13 protein-coding genes are annotated in these 13,675 nt (G+C 67.6%); 7 read left to right on the top strand and 6 right to left on the bottom strand.

From position 1 onward, the window contains the following. The first annotated feature begins 18 nt into the window (after positions 1-18). The 4 genes from AC5P74_RS01565 to AC5P74_RS01550 all read left to right on the top strand — a co-directional run bounded on the left by AC5P74_RS01565 (position 19) and on the right by AC5P74_RS01550 (position 3,207). Positions 19-1,908: an MFS transporter gene (locus AC5P74_RS01565; protein WP_171957614.1), complete on the top strand. Its 1,890-nt coding sequence runs from the start codon at positions 19-21 to the stop codon at positions 1,906-1,908. 229 nt (positions 1,909-2,137) lie between these two features. Continuing rightward, the gene (locus AC5P74_RS01560; protein ID WP_005419784.1) at positions 2,138-2,425 is read left to right on the top strand and encodes a CD225/dispanin family protein; all 288 of its coding nucleotides are present in this window, start codon (positions 2,138-2,140) and stop codon (positions 2,423-2,425) included. A gap of 34 nt (positions 2,426-2,459) precedes the next feature. Beyond that, entirely contained in the window at positions 2,460-2,738 is a 279-nt protein-coding gene (locus AC5P74_RS01555; RefSeq protein ID WP_005419785.1) for a CD225/dispanin family protein, read from the top strand. A gap of 43 nt (positions 2,739-2,781) precedes the next feature. Then, entirely contained in the window at positions 2,782-3,207 is a 426-nt protein-coding gene (locus AC5P74_RS01550) for a DUF2752 domain-containing protein (RefSeq protein WP_049410657.1), read from the top strand. 209 nt (positions 3,208-3,416) lie between these two features. Here AC5P74_RS01550 and AC5P74_RS01545 read toward each other — a convergent pair whose 3' ends face one another. The 6 genes from AC5P74_RS01545 to AC5P74_RS01520 form a co-directional block, all read right to left on the bottom strand. Further along, complete coding sequence (locus AC5P74_RS01545) at positions 3,417-4,331, bottom strand: IS110 family transposase (RefSeq protein WP_346608077.1); 915 nt, start codon at positions 4,329-4,331, stop codon at positions 3,417-3,419. A gap of 680 nt (positions 4,332-5,011) precedes the next feature. Continuing rightward, the gene (gene ampE, locus AC5P74_RS01540) at positions 5,012-5,899 is read right to left on the bottom strand and encodes a regulatory signaling modulator protein AmpE (protein ID WP_329841857.1); all 888 of its coding nucleotides are present in this window, start codon (positions 5,897-5,899) and stop codon (positions 5,012-5,014) included. Between the two features lie 146 nt (positions 5,900-6,045). Further along, positions 6,046-6,951, bottom strand: coding sequence for an NAD(+) diphosphatase (nudC, locus tag AC5P74_RS01535; protein ID WP_053497669.1), 906 nt, complete (start codon positions 6,949-6,951; stop codon positions 6,046-6,048). 119 nt (positions 6,952-7,070) lie between these two features. Next, entirely contained in the window at positions 7,071-7,463 is a 393-nt protein-coding gene (erpA, locus tag AC5P74_RS01530; RefSeq protein ID WP_005419789.1) for an iron-sulfur cluster insertion protein ErpA, read from the bottom strand. Between the two features lie 31 nt (positions 7,464-7,494). Further along, complete coding sequence (locus AC5P74_RS01525; protein WP_053497672.1) at positions 7,495-7,959, bottom strand: bactofilin family protein; 465 nt, start codon at positions 7,957-7,959, stop codon at positions 7,495-7,497. A gap of 4 nt (positions 7,960-7,963) precedes the next feature. Beyond that, positions 7,964-8,707 (bottom strand): DUF6776 family protein, encoded by a 744-nt coding sequence (locus AC5P74_RS01520; protein ID WP_005419791.1) that lies wholly within the window; start codon positions 8,705-8,707, stop codon positions 7,964-7,966. 179 nt (positions 8,708-8,886) lie between these two features. On the opposite strand from AC5P74_RS01520, the gene AC5P74_RS01515 reads away from it, so the two are divergent. Genes AC5P74_RS01515 through AC5P74_RS01505 form a run of 3 tightly spaced genes read left to right on the top strand, consistent with a single transcriptional unit; the run spans position 8,887 to position 13,674 of the window. Next, positions 8,887-9,504, top strand: a complete 618-nt coding sequence (locus AC5P74_RS01515) for a DUF4126 domain-containing protein (RefSeq protein ID WP_005419792.1) — start codon at positions 8,887-8,889, stop codon at positions 9,502-9,504. Between the two features lie 44 nt (positions 9,505-9,548). Then, positions 9,549-11,438, top strand: coding sequence for an EAL domain-containing protein (locus tag AC5P74_RS01510; protein ID WP_032954585.1), 1,890 nt, complete (start codon positions 9,549-9,551; stop codon positions 11,436-11,438). Position 11,439: 1 nt separating this feature from the next. Then, positions 11,440-13,674, top strand: a complete 2,235-nt coding sequence (locus AC5P74_RS01505; RefSeq protein ID WP_346607576.1) for an ATP-binding protein — start codon at positions 11,440-11,442, stop codon at positions 13,672-13,674. The last annotated feature ends 1 nt before the right edge of the window (position 13,675 follow it).

The raw sequence follows: 13,675 nt of genomic DNA, 5'->3' as shown, positions 1-13,675 counted from the left end.
GCCGGTCAAGGAGGCTCCATGTCCGGTCACAACCAGTTCGCCCTGCTGCGCCAGCGCCGTTTCCTGCCGTTCTTCGTCGTACAGGCGCTCGGTGCGTTCAACGACAACGTGTACCGGCAGGCGATCATCAGCATGTTGCTGTTCATGGCCGTGCCGGAGGAAGAACTGGGGTTGTACGCCACCCTGGCACCGGCCATCTTCATCCTGCCGTATTTCCTGTTCTCGGCGCTGGCCGGGCAGATCGCCGACAAACTGGAAAAATCGCGGCTGATCGTGATCACCACCACCATGGAGATCGTGATCATGTCGCTGGCGGCCACCGGCTTCCTCACCCAGAGCCTGCCGGTGCTGCTGGTCGCGCTGTTCTGTACCGGCATGCAGTCCACCCTGTTCGGCCCGGTGAAGTATTCGGTGCTGCCGTCGGTGCTCAGGCCCGAGGAACTGACCGGCGGCAACGGCCTGGTCGAGATGGGCACTTCAATGTCGATTCTCTCCGGCATGATCGTTGGCGGCCTGGTGTTCACCGTGGCCGGCAGCCACGGTACGGTGGTGGCTGCGTGCGCGATCATCGCCCTGGCGATCTGCGGCAACATCGCCGCGCGCCTGATTCCCAGGGTCGATGCAGGCGACCCGACCCTGAAGATCAACTGGAACCCGTTGCCGGAATCGCTGGCGGTACTGCGCATGGCGCGCCAGCAGAAGGCCGTGCGCAACTCGATCCTGGGCGTGTCCTGGTTCTGGTTCGTTGGCACCGTGCTGACCTCGCAGCTACCGGCCTACGCGGTGACCAACCTGGGCGGCGAGCCGACCCTGTACATCTTTGCGCTGGCCCTGTTCTCGGTCGGCACCGGCGTCGGCTCGCTGCTGTGCGAGAAGCTGTCGGCACGCACGGTGGAAATCGGCCTGGTGCCGCTGGGTGCGTTCGGCATGACCGCCTTCCTGCTCGACCTGTACTTCGCCCGCAGCGGCGAAGCGACCGTGCACGGGCTGACCATTGGTCCGTTCCTGCAGCAGCCCGGCAGCATCCGCATCGTCATCGACCTGATCGGCATCGGCCTGTTCACCGGCATCTTCGTGGTGCCGCTGTTCGCGCTGATCCAGAGCCGCACGCCGAAGGCGCAGATGTCGCGCGTGTTCGCCGCACTGAACATCCAGAACTCGGGCTTCATCGTCGCTGCGGCGTTGCTGTCGCTGGCCGCGCACAAGCTGCTGCACTGGACCATTCCGCAGCAGTTCCTGGCGCTGGCCATCGCCAACGCGCTGGTGGCGATCTACATCTTCACCATCGTCCCTGAATTCCTGATGCGCTTCCTCAGCTGGCTGATGGTGCGCACCCTGTACCGGCTGCGCCCGCACGGCATCGAGGCCAACGTGCCGGACGAAGGCGCCGCGCTGCTGGTCTGCAACCACGTCAGCTACATGGACGCGCTGATCCTGTCGGCGACGATTCCGCGCCCGGTGCGCTTCGTCATGTACTACAGGATCTTCAACATCCCGGTAATGCGCTGGATCTTCCGGACCGCCAAGGCAATCCCGATCGCCGGTGCTCGCGAAGACCCGGCACTGATGCAGCGCGCGTTCGACGAGATCGACGCTGCGCTGGCCGAAGGCGAACTGGTCTGCATCTTCCCCGAGGGTGCGCTGACCCGCGACGGGGAGATGGCGCCGTTCAAGTCCGGCGTTGAGAAGATCCTCGAGCGGCGGCCGGTGCCGGTGGTGCCGATGGCGCTGCGCGGCATGTGGTCGAGCATGTGGAGTCGCCGCGACAGCCGCCTCGGCCGCATGCGGGTGCCGCGCCGTTTCCGCGCCACGGTCGAGGTCGTGGCGGCACCGGCCGTCGATGGCCACGCCACCCGCGCCCCGGTGCTGGAGGCGCAGGTACGGGCCTTGCGTGGCGATCACGCCTGATCGGCCCGGCAGCCGTCGGTTGCGCTTCCAGGCGATAGCCCCAATCCCTGGAATGACGGCCTCTGTTTCATGACAGAGGCCGGTCCAATAGCGCCCAGTCAAGGGCCATGCACGCCACCATCTGACTGTAAACGCATACATGCAGCGCAGGTTGAGGTAGATTACGCACCCACAGGGGGGAGGTTCGGCCAATGCACCAAGGCCGGCCACCAAGGAATGGAGTCTTGCTTTGAATCAACCGCCACCGCTCAGCCGTCCGGTCTACATCCCCAACCATCTGGTCTGGGCGATCCTGACGACGCTGTTCTGCTGCCTGCCGTTGGGCGTGGTGTCGATCGTCTATGCCTCCCAGGTCGATGGCCGCCGCGCAGCCGGCGACCTGCCGGGGGCCTACAGCGCGTCGCGCAAGGCGGGCTGGTGGGCGGTGGCTTCGGCCGTGGCCCTGCCGGTCCTGTTGCTGTTGTGGTTCGGGCTGTTCGGCGGCTTGGCCGTACTGGGCGCTCTTTCCGACCAATGATTCACCACCACCACCCATCAAGGAGCTTGAACCCATGAATACCGCCACTCCACAGGTCCCGAACAATCTGGTCTGGGCCATCCTGAGCACCCTGTTCTGCTGCCTGCCGGCCGGCATCGTGTCGATCGTCTACGCTGCCCAGGTCAACGGCAAGCTGGCCGCTGGCGACATCGCCGGTGCCCAGGAATCCTCGGCCAAGGCCAAGAAGTGGGCCATCTGGTCGGCCATTGCCGCCGTCGTGGTCGGCGTGCTGTACGGCATCCTGATCGTCGCTCTCGGCGGCATGGGTGCGATGAGCAACAGCGGCTACTGATCCGCGTGGACGGATCCGGCGCCTGCGCCGGATCCGTTGCTGCATGTCCGCACTGCCCACCCGATCCCGACTGGCCCGCTGGGCACCGCTGCTGGCCGCCACCGGCCTGGCCGCCGGTGCCGCGCTGGTGCTGCGCAACGTCAATCCGTATGTCGCCGGCAATCCCTTGCCGAGCTGCCCGCTGTACGCGCTGACCGGCCTGTACTGCCCGGGCTGTGGCAGCACACGCTGCCTGTATTCGCTGGTCCATTTCGACCTGCCCGGCGCGATGGCGATGAACCCGCTGCTGGTCATCAGCCTGCCCTTCCTGCTGCTGATGCTGCTGAACGTCGCCGGCATCCGTCCGCGCCTGCTGGACCCGCTGATGCGGGTGCTGGCCAATCCCACGTTCTGGCTCTGGGTACTGCCTGGGTATGCGCTGCTGCGTAACCTGCCGTGGGCACCGTTCACGGCGCTGGCACCGATCTAGGATTCCAGCCAACGGCGCAGCCCCTCGTGGTGGGCGGCGTTTGAAGGCAGAAGCCTTGGGGTCGGCCGGGCGGGATGGGTTTGCGGGGGGACGCCGTGAATCCGTCCATGGAGCAACTGTGTTGACGGAGGGGCCTGGCCCCTCCATGAGACGGGCACGGTAGTGCCGGCCGCTGGCCGGCAGCCTTTTGGGGCACGCGCAGGCTGGCTTCAGGCGGGGATCGATCCGCCTTGAGCATCACGCACGCGGGCGTTGAGAATCACCAGCATCTTCCGCATCACCGCCACGATGGCCACTTTCCCTTCCTTGCCGCGGGCCCGCAGCGACCGGTAAAAGTCCCGCAATCGTGGCTCATGTCGCATGGCCGACATGGCCGACATGTAGAGCACCTGGCGGATCTCGGCCCTGCCACCGTGGATGCTTCGCCTCCCTCGCATGGCCCCGCTGTCGTGGGAGATCGGCGCCACGCCGACCAGGCTGGCAATGGCTTTTCCGCTGATCTGACCCAGCTCAGGCAGGTAGCTGGCCAGCACCGCCTGCAATGCCGGGCCAACCCCTTTCATCGACTTCAGCACTGCCAGTTGGGGCTGCTGCGCGACCTGTTCAGAGATCTGCTTCCCCAGTCGCTCGACCAGTGTCTGCAGGCCAATGATGTTGCCTTGCATCTGCCGGCGTAGCTCGCGGTCAGTCACCATTTCCTGCTGTTGGCGGGCTACGGTCAGTGCCTGCATCGTTTGTCGACGCGCCCGCACAAACTCGCGCAGTTTCCGCTGCCAGGGCTCCAGCGGCTGATAGGAAGGCAGTTCCACCAGTGCGGCCATCTGCGCCAATACAAGAGCGTCCAAGCGGTCCGTCTTGGCCACTTTACCCAGCCCCTGAGCCAGTCTACGCGCCCGCAGGGCGTTGGCGCGGATCACCGGATGGCCGGCCTTGTGAAGGAAGTCCAGGACAGTCTGCTCATAGCCGCCAGTGGCTTCCAGAACGATCTGAATGGCCGGCCGCGTGCTCAACCAAGTGCTCAATTCAGCATAGCCAGAGGGGCTATTGCTGACCTGCACAGTCTCGCCGTCTGTCGTGCCGATATCCAGTCGGCGCTTGCTCACATCGATCCCGATCCCGTTCATTGCCCGACTCCGTATAGTCTGGAAGGGTCGAGAGCTCCCCCGCTTGCCCAGTCTTATCGCTTCGAGTGTCAGCTCCAGCAACTGTTCGGGCGGATCAAGGGAGAATCCGGTGTGGGCGCCAAGCTCCATGGCGATCGTCGAGATCCAGGCTCGTACGGCGGCCCACGCCGGCTCTCGACACCTACGCTGACAGATTTCCATCAGATAAGGCTTGGCCGCGGCATCCATGCCGCGGACACCCCCGCAAACCCATCCCGCCCGGCCACGGACAGTTTCCGTGTGCGTCCACCACGGAAAAGAAAGAGAAGATCAAAAGCGGAAGCGGATCGCTTCGCTCTGCATCCACGCATGGCGTGGATCTACCGTGTCGACCAAGGTCGACACCCACCGGCAGTCGCAGTTGACCCACCGTCACCGCGAAACTGTCGGGGGTGGGGCGGTGTGGGGCCGCAGGACCGTTGGCGCCATGGATGGCGCCATCGAGCCCCCAGGGGTGAGGGCGCTTTGCTTGCGAAGCACTGCTTCGCAAGCGCCCGAACGCACAGCCGCCAGCGGCTGGGCCGGTTTGGGGGTTTACGGCGTGTCCTGCAGCCCCACACCGCCCCGCCCAATCAACAGCAACCCAGAGCCGCTGTTGCTGTTGCTTCAGCAGGTGCAGGGCTGCAAGCCCTGCGAAGCACCTACGTCACCCAGCCTGCAATCACCAGCAACGCGAGGATCGCCAGCCACAGCAGCAGCATCCGCCACACCAGGCTCATCGCATCACGCAGGTCCGGCAGCCGCTGCCACACCGGCAACAGCCCCGCCTCGGTGTAATCGTGCGCGTCCTCGCGCAGCTCGGCGTTGACGCTGGCCCGCGCCACCGCGCCCAGGAACCCGATGGAGCCGGCCAGGCGTTCGCCATGGGCCTGGCGCCAGGCCTTCCACGCCGTATCGAAGTTGCCGACCAGCGCCATCGAGAACGCCATCAGTTGCGCTACCGGCCACTCGATCCAGCCCAGCAGGCGCTGCGCCAGCGCCAGCGGCTCCACCGGCACGCGTGCACGCATCGGGCTTTCCGCCATCAACGCCAGCAAGCGGTAGCCCAGCGCACCGGCCGGGCCCAGCAGCAGGAACCAGAACAGCACCGCGAACCAGCGACGCAGCGCATTGAGCACGGTCGCCTCGACCAGCGACGGCACGTCTTCGCGCAGGCTGCCACCGGCGGCCTGCAGGTTGCGCACGGCTGCCTGCCGCGTCGCGGCGTCGTCCGCATCAATGATCGCTTCGATATCCCGATCCAGGTCACGCGGCCCCCAGCACCAGGCCAGCACGGCCACACCCAGCAGCAGCGACGGCAGGCCGAACAGCACTCCGCGCAGCAGCAACGCCAGCAGCCCCATCAGCAGCAACGGCGGCAGCAGCGCCAGCGCCACTCCAGCCGGTCCCTGCCAGGCCTTGCCACCACGCGCGTCCAGCCAGCCCAGCCAGCGCCGGAAGCCGTCGAAACGGCGCATCGAGGCGGCAGCGGCCGGGGCAACGTGGCCCAGGGCCAGCGCCACCAGCACGGCGGCCAGAGTGGTGAACATGGCAGGTCTCCCTACGAAACAGAACGCTCGGCGCCGCTACCTTACCTGTCGCAGCGGTGCCCTCGCGGGTGAACCGGACTGTAACCCGGGCCGTGTTCAGGTGGCGGCAATACAGCTGCCACGACCGGCCCGGCCGAAACGCCGACTCAGCCTCGCTGCTGGCGGTACCAGTGTTCGATCAGGCCCCGCGAAATCGAGATCGGTGGCGACAGGCGGATGCCCTGGCCGTCGTCCTCCACATCGCGCGCCAACGCGGCGCCGACCTCGTCGGCACTGAACCAGCGCGCGTCTTCCAGCTCGCCATCCACGGCCGGCAGGTCGTCATGCGCCTGTGCACGGAAGCCGACCATCAGCGCGCCGGGGAACGGCCACGGCTGCGAACCGAGGTACTGGCAGGCGGTCACCCGCACCTTGCTCTCCTCATGGACTTCGCGCACCACGGTCTGCTCGAAGGTCTCGCCGGGTTCGACGAAGCCGGCCAGCACCGAGTAACGGCGCGGGGCCCAGTTCGACTGCCGGCCAAGCAGCAGCCGGCCCTGGTTTTCCACGGCGACGATCACCGCCGGATCGACGCGCGGATAGTGTTCGGTGGAACACTGCGCACAACGGCCGACGAAGCCGCCACGGGCAAACGCCACCGCGCCGCCGCATACGCCGCAGAAGCGGGTGCGCGAGTGCCAGTAGGACATGCCACGGGCATAGCTGAAAGCGGTGGCATCGGCCATCGGCCACAACAACGCAGCCTGGCGCAGATCGAGTCGGCGTGGCGCGCTCACGGTGACATTGCTGGCTTCAACCGAGAACCATGCCTGATCACCGCGCAGCCCCAGGAAAACTGCGGCGCCCGGGCCACCGCCGACGTCGGCGCCGGTCAGGGCCAGCGGCTGGTCGTCATCGCCGGTGAAGGCGCTGCCATCGTGATCGAGGACGAGGATGCGCGCGCCCGGCCACAGGCGCGCCAGTACATCAGCATCTTCGCGCAGGGCATCGGCGCGCTCCAACGGTTCGCCAACGAAGGCGAAACCGGAAAGCGGCGAAGGAGTATTGGGCATCCGCCAAGCGTGCCGCCAATCGATGCAGGTGGCAAGCCGCAGGCTTTGCGGAAACCGCCTGTGGGTGCGGAGCTTGCTCTACACACCTTGTCGCGCGGGACACAGGCCCCGCGCCCTGGTTACATGCTGAAACTGCTGCCGCAGCCGCAGGTGGTCTTTGCGTTGGGGTTGCGGATCACGAACTGGGCACCGGTCAGGCTCTCGGTGTAATCCACCTCCGCGCCCATCAGGTACTGCAGGCTCAGCGGGTCGACCAGCAGGGTCACCCCGCTGGTCTGTACCGCCAGGTCATCCTCGGCACGGTTCTCGTCGAACTCGAACCCGTACTGGAAGCCCGAACAGCCGCCTCCCTCGATGTACACACGCAGGGCCAGGTCGGGGTTGCCCTCTTCCTGGATCAGGGATTTGACCTTGGCGGCCGCCGACTCAGTGAAGTTCAGCGGGCGCTCCAGCGATTGGTAATCGGGCGCGGCAACCGGGGTGGCGCCGGGCAGGGAGACTAGCGTGCTCATGCTGCCAGCATGGGGGTGCCGACGACGGCTTTCAAGCCATCGCCTCGGCCAGCTTGCGACGCGCGGCGGTATCGCCCTTGCCATCATGGGCGTCTTCGCCTTCCGGCGCCGGCAAGGCTGCCATCGGGGCGCTGGCATGGATCAGGCGGCCGTTCAGCTGCGCGCCCGCGTTCATCTCCACCACCTGGTAATGGACGTTGCCATTGACCCGTGCGCTCGGGGTCAACTCGACCTTTTCGGTGGCGTGTACATCGCCGTCCAGGCGGCCGCTGATGACCACCACCTGGGCCCGGATCTCACCTTCGATCACGCCGTGCTCGGCAACCGTCAGGGTCGCACCACTGGCGCCTTCGGCGGCGATCACCTTGCCGTGGATGCGGCCTTCCACATACAGGCCACCACTGAATTCCACATCCCCGCGGATCACCACCTGGTTGCCGATCAGGGCATCCACCACCAGCTGGCCTTCACGGTTGGATTTGCTGCTTCCGAACATCTGCCTACTCCCCTTTGCTGGCCGGCGCACCGGCCTGTTTCCAGTCGAATACCTGGGTGGTACCCCCCGTACCACTCCCCAATGTCACCCGCACGCGTTGCGGGGTGAAGTCAGCCGGCAGCATCACGCTGCCGGTGAGCTGCTGGAAGTACCGGAACGAGTAGTCCTGTCCCGGCACCTTGCTGCGCTGGTGCAGATCATCCCAGCTGATCGTGGCCAGCTTGCCGTTCTTCACGCCTTCCACGGTGAAGCGCATCTGCCCCTGGCTGATGGCCCCGCGGTTGAGGTTCTGGGTCAGCACGGCGGTGTACTGCCAGGTGCCGGCCGCTTCCGGGCTGAACTCGATCGAATGGGTGTTCAGGCCCTTGCGCTGGCTGGTCGAGCCGACCAGCCGCTCATAGAAGGCAACATCGGCGCGCAGCCCGGCGATTTCCTCATCGCGCTCTGCCAGCGAGGACTGCACCTCGGTATTGGCGGCACGGCTGATGCGGTCGGAGGCTTCCAGCGTGGCCTGCTTCTGGCGCAGCTCGGTCAGCTGTGCCTGCAGCGCCTCGGCACGCTTTTCGGCGGCCTGCAGGCGCTGGCCCTGGGCATCGCGCGGGGTGGCCATCCAGCAGCCGCCAAGCACCGCCAGCACCAGGCTGAGCAGCCAGATGCCGCCGATCACCAGCAGGCGGCGACGGTCGGCAGGCGGTTGCGGCGCGCCGGGCAGGCGGACCTGCACGCGCATGGGAGGACGGTTGGTCATGGGTGGTTTCCGGGGTATCGCAAGGGCGACACCGGTACGGCCCCTTTGGCAAACGACGGGCTAGTGTATGACAGGACGGGTGGGTTTCCTGCGCCGTGGCCGGCTACGGTCTGTGGCGTTCAGGCACGCCATCGTCGATAGTGTGGCCCCCTGCACAGTTCCGTCGCCGGAGCACCGCCATGACCGAAGCCCACCTGTTCGTGATCGGCATCCTGCTGGCCTGGCTGGCCGGTATCCGCGTCTACCTCACCGTGTTCGGTGTCGGCCTGGCCGGGCTGCTTGGCTGGGTCGACCTCCCCCCCGCCCTGCAGGCCACCGAATCCTGGTGGGTGCTGGGCACCTCGGCGGCGCTGGCGGTGGCCGAATTCTTCGCCGACAAGATCCCTGGCGTGGATTCGGTGTGGGACCTGGTGCAGACGCTCGCGCGCGTACCGGCCGGCGCATTCCTTGCGGCGGCCACGCTGTCGCCGGATGGCCAGCTGGGCACCGGTGCGCTCGCCGCCGGTGCCGGCGTCGCCCTGGCCAGCCATGGCCTGAAGGCCGGTACCCGCGCCCTGCTCAACACCTCGCCGGAACCGGCCAGCAACTGGGTCGCCTCTGCGGCCGAAGACACCGTCGTGATCGGTGGCCTGGCCCTCGCCCTGGCACACCCGTGGATCGCGCTGATCGTGGTACTGGCCTGCAGCCTGGCCGGTGCGCTGCTGGTGTGGCTGGTCTGGCGCGCCCTGTGGAAGGGCGTGCGCTGGCTGGCGCGCGGTGCATCGGCAGCACCGCCAGGGCACACCGGTACCGGCTGAGCGCCGGGCTTGTCGCATAATGGACGCGAACACCAGGAGCACCGATGGCCGCAAACGAATCCCCCGCGGGCGCCCGCCCGGGACGCGCTGAAACCCCTCCGGCCGACCATTGGCAACGCTGGGCCCCCGAGACGGCACCTCCAGCCGTGGACCCACCGATGGCGGCGACCCCATCCCCTGTCGCGGCCGATGCGTCCACGCCGGCCAACAGCGCGCCGCCGCCGCTGCCCGGCCCGATCGCACTGGCCGACGCCGGCAACAACGATCTGGCCCCGTCGCCATCGGACTCGCCCTACCGCGTGCTGATCGTTGAAGACGATCGGGCGCAGGCCCTGTTCGCGCAGAGCGTGCTGCACGGCGCCGGCATGCAGGCGATCGTCCACAACGATGCCGATGCCGCGCTGCAGGCCATCAAGGAGCACCGCCCCGACCTGATCCTGATGGATCTTCACCTGCCCGGCCTGGACGGCATGCGCCTGACCGCGCTGATCCGCCAGCAGCCCGGCCTGCAGCTGCTTCCGATCGTGTTCCTCAGCGGTGATCCGGATCCGGAGCGCCAGTTCGAAGTCCTCGACAGCGGCGCGGACGACTACCTGAGCAAACCGATCCGGCCCCGCCACCTGATCGCAGCGGTGGCCAACCGCATCCGCCGCGCACGAGCCCAGGCCGCGACCCTGCCCGGCGCCACCGGCGCACCGGCCACCAGCAATCCGGAAACCGGCCTGCCGACGCGCCACCACGTGCTGCAGCAGCTCAACACCGCACTCGCCCACCGCGATCAGGGCGGCGTGTTCTTCATCGAAGTGGCCAGCGCGCTGGGCCTGCGCGAACGCTATGGCTACGCCGCATTTGAAAGGCTGATGGTGCAGGCCGGGCAGCGCCTGGCCGAAGCCGGCCATCCGCACCTGCTGGCACGCCTGAACGACAACAGCTTCCTGCTGCTGGCCCGCAGCGCCGACGAGGACGCCCTTGAAAGCATCGCTGCCAGCCTGCGCGAGCAGCTGTCGGCACGTGCCTTCGTGATCCGCGACGACGAATCCGTGCACCTGCGCGGCGTAGTTGGCTATGCACCGCTGTCACCGGGCTTCGAGGATGCCAACAGTGCGTTGGAAGCCGTCGAGCGCACCACCCTGCAGGCGCGCCTGCTCAGCGCCGGGGTGGCCGGCCATGTGCACCGCCAGGCAGTCACCGAACAGGAACACCTGGCGCTGCTGGAAGGACAGCTGGAACTGGCCTATCAGCCGATCGTCGCTGTTGCCGGCGGCAACACCGCGCAGTACCAGTTGCTGCTGCGCCTTCGCCAGGCCGACGGCACCGTGCTGGCGGCCGGGCAGGTGATCCCGGCAGCGGAAGCCGCAGGCCGCATCGCCGATCTCGACCAGCAGGTGATGGATCACGCGCTGGGGCTGCTGGACCTGTACCGCCACGCGACGCAGCCACTGAACCTGTTCGTCTCGCAGTCGCTGCGCACCCTGCAGCGCGACGCCTTCGCCGACTGGCTGCTGGAATCACTGCAGCAGCGCGACCTGCCGGGCAGTGCACTGGTGATCGACGTGCGCCTGCCGGACGCACTGATCCACACCGTGCCACTGCAGCAGTTCTGCCAGCGCATGGCCAGTGCCGGGGTGCGCTTCTGCCTGAGCCAGTTCGAACCCAGCGGCGAGGCCGATGCCCTGCTGAACCAGCTGCCGCTGTCGTTCGTGCGCATGGCTGCGCGCTTTTCCAGCAGCCATGCCAATCCGGCCACGCGCGAGGAGCTGCGCAAGGCGATCGATCAGGCCCATGCCGCCGGGCTGCAGATCATCGGCCAGCAGATCGAGGATCCGCAGGCTGCGGCGGCGATGTGGGTCGGCGGCGTCGACTACATCCAGGGCAACATGGTGCAGTCGGCCGGCAGCGACCTGAACTTCGACTTCCACAACGCGGTGCTCTGACGTGCCGCTGTGGGGCGTGCTGCTGGTTGCCCTCGCCGCGGCCACCATCGCGATGATGGTGCTGGGCCTGCGGCTTCGCGCGCGCAACCGTGCGCTGGCGCAGCTGCAGCGCACGCACGGCGCGCTGGCCGCTGAACGAGACCAGCTACGCCATACCACTGAACGCCAGGGCCAGCTGGAACAACAGCTGCTGCAGGCCAAGCAGGCCGCCGAGGCGGCCGTGCTGGCCAAGGGCGAGTTCCTGGCCACGATGAGCCATGAGATCCGCACCCCGCTCAACGGCATCCTGCCGATGCTGGAGCTGATCGCACGCGGGCCACTGGGCGAGGACCAGCGGCAGATGCTGGCCACCGCCTCGGCCAGCTCGCAGCAGCTGCTGCGCATCGTCGACGACATCCTCGACTACTCCCGGCTGGAAGCACAGGCGCTGGAGCTGGAAATCACCAGCTTCAACCTGCGCGATCTGCTCGATGGCGTGGTGCAGCTGATGCAGCGCGCCGCCGACGCCAAGGGCCTGGCACTGGGCCTGCAGCTGGATCCATCGGTGCGCCTGCCGGTGCGCGGCGACCCGGTGCGCCTGCGCCAGGTGCTGAGCAACCTGCTGGCCAATGCGATCAAGTTCACCGCCCGCGGCCAGGTGCAGCTGCGCGTGCTGCGCCTGGGCGAAGGTGCCGCGCAGCACCAGCTGCGCTTCGAGATCATCGATACCGGCATCGGCATCGACGGCGCGCTGCAGGCACGCCTGTTCCAGTCTTTCAGCCAGGCCGACGCATCCACCACGCGCATCTACGGCGGCACCGGCCTGGGCCTGGCCATCTGCAAGCGCATCATCGACCTGATGCATGGGCGTATTGGTGTGCAGTCCACGCCCGGCCAGGGTGCTACGTTCTGGTTCGAGATCCCGCTGCTGAAGGTTCCTGGCGACCTGCCGGCGATGACGCGCGCGCCGGCACCGCTGCTGCTGTTCAGTGCCGATGCAACGCTGCAGGCACGCATCGAGCGCATCGCTGCCCACCATGGACTGCAGGTGGAGGTGCTGGCGCAACTGGACAGCGTGGTCGAGCGCCTGCGCGCTCCCGCGCGGCCCGGAAAACCGGCACCCGCCTGGCTGCTGGTCGATGCGCGCGCACGCCGCAACGGCGAGGCCACGCTGCAGCTCGCACTGGGGGAACGCGGCGACGACGATGCACTGCAGGTACTGTGGCTGCAGGAGGATGCGATTGCGCAACGCCCCCGCCAGCGCCAGCTGCCCTCCCACTTCGACGACGCCGCCCTGCATGCACTGCTGGCGGCACCGGTCGCCTCTGCCCGCCCCGCTGCGCTGCTGGCCAGCGCGGAACACGAGCAACCGGCTGCCACGCTGCCGCCGCTGCATCTGCGCGTGCTGGTGGTGGAGGACAATACGGTGAACAGGATGGTGGCCGAGCAGCTGCTGCGGGTGTTCCAGTGCGAGGTGCGCAACGCCGCCGATGGCGAACAGGCCCTGGCCGCCCTCCGCGAAGGCGGGCTGGACATCGTGCTGATGGATTGCCAGATGCCAGTGCTGGACGGCTACGCCGCCACGCGCCGCTGGCGCGCCGAAGAAGCGGAAACCGGGCATGCGCGATTGCCGATCATCGCGATGACCGCCAATGCGATGGCCGGCGACCGCGAGCGCTGCCTGCAGGCCGGCATGGACGATTACCTGTCCAAGCCGATCGCACGCGCCACGCTGCATGCGCTGCTGCAGCGCTGGGGTGGCGGTAAAGCCGCAGCACCTGCACGGCCTTCTGTAGAGCCGGGTGATGCTCGGCTGACGGCCAACAGCAGTCGCGCTCCCTCAGCCGAGCACGGCTCGGATCTACAGGACGATGACAGCCGGGTCGGCTCCAAGCCACAACCGGTGCTCGACCGCGATGTGCTGGATGAACTGCACGCGGTGATCGGCGATGCTGCCACCCAGATCGTCACGGTATTTCTTGAAGATGCGCCGGCGATGGTGCAGCAGTTGCAGCTGGCGGCGCGGAACAGCGATGAACCGCGCCTGCAGGCCGTCGCGCACAGCCTGAAATCATCAAGCGCGAACGTGGGGGCATTGTCGCTGTCGGCGATCGCGCAGCGGATCGAGCATGAGGCCCGTAGTGGCAGCCTGCAGCGCCCCGCAGTCGCGGTGGCGCTGCTGGTTGCGGAATTCGCCCGGGCGCGCGTTGCACTGACGGGCTACCTGGCACAGCATCGCGCCGGCCAGGACCGCTGAT

This window comes from Stenotrophomonas sp. YJH_SMC_94-11, assembly GCF_059370435.1.
This window is presented reverse-complemented; position numbering and strand designations above follow the sequence as displayed.

Coding starts and splice junctions, on each gene's coding strand:
- AC5P74_RS01520 (WP_005419791.1), bottom strand. CDS start 8,707: ATGACCAACCGTCCTCCCATGCGCGTGCAGGTCCGCCTGCCCGGCGCG.
- AC5P74_RS01565 (WP_171957614.1), top strand. CDS start 19: ATGTCCGGTCACAACCAGTTCGCCCTGCTGCGCCAGCGCCGTTTCCTG.
- AC5P74_RS01555 (WP_005419785.1), top strand. CDS start 2,460: ATGAATACCGCCACTCCACAGGTCCCGAACAATCTGGTCTGGGCCATC.
- AC5P74_RS01525 (WP_053497672.1), bottom strand. CDS start 7,959: ATGTTCGGAAGCAGCAAATCCAACCGTGAAGGCCAGCTGGTGGTGGAT.
- ampE (WP_329841857.1), bottom strand. CDS start 5,899: ATGTTCACCACTCTGGCCGCCGTGCTGGTGGCGCTGGCCCTGGGCCAC.
- erpA (WP_005419789.1), bottom strand. CDS start 7,463: ATGAGCACGCTAGTCTCCCTGCCCGGCGCCACCCCGGTTGCCGCGCCC.
- AC5P74_RS01550 (WP_049410657.1), top strand. CDS start 2,782: ATGTCCGCACTGCCCACCCGATCCCGACTGGCCCGCTGGGCACCGCTG.
- AC5P74_RS01545 (WP_346608077.1), bottom strand. CDS start 4,331: ATGAACGGGATCGGGATCGATGTGAGCAAGCGCCGACTGGATATCGGC.
- nudC (WP_053497669.1), bottom strand. CDS start 6,951: ATGCCCAATACTCCTTCGCCGCTTTCCGGTTTCGCCTTCGTTGGCGAA.
- AC5P74_RS01515 (WP_005419792.1), top strand. CDS start 8,887: ATGACCGAAGCCCACCTGTTCGTGATCGGCATCCTGCTGGCCTGGCTG.
- AC5P74_RS01510 (WP_032954585.1), top strand. CDS start 9,549: ATGGCCGCAAACGAATCCCCCGCGGGCGCCCGCCCGGGACGCGCTGAA.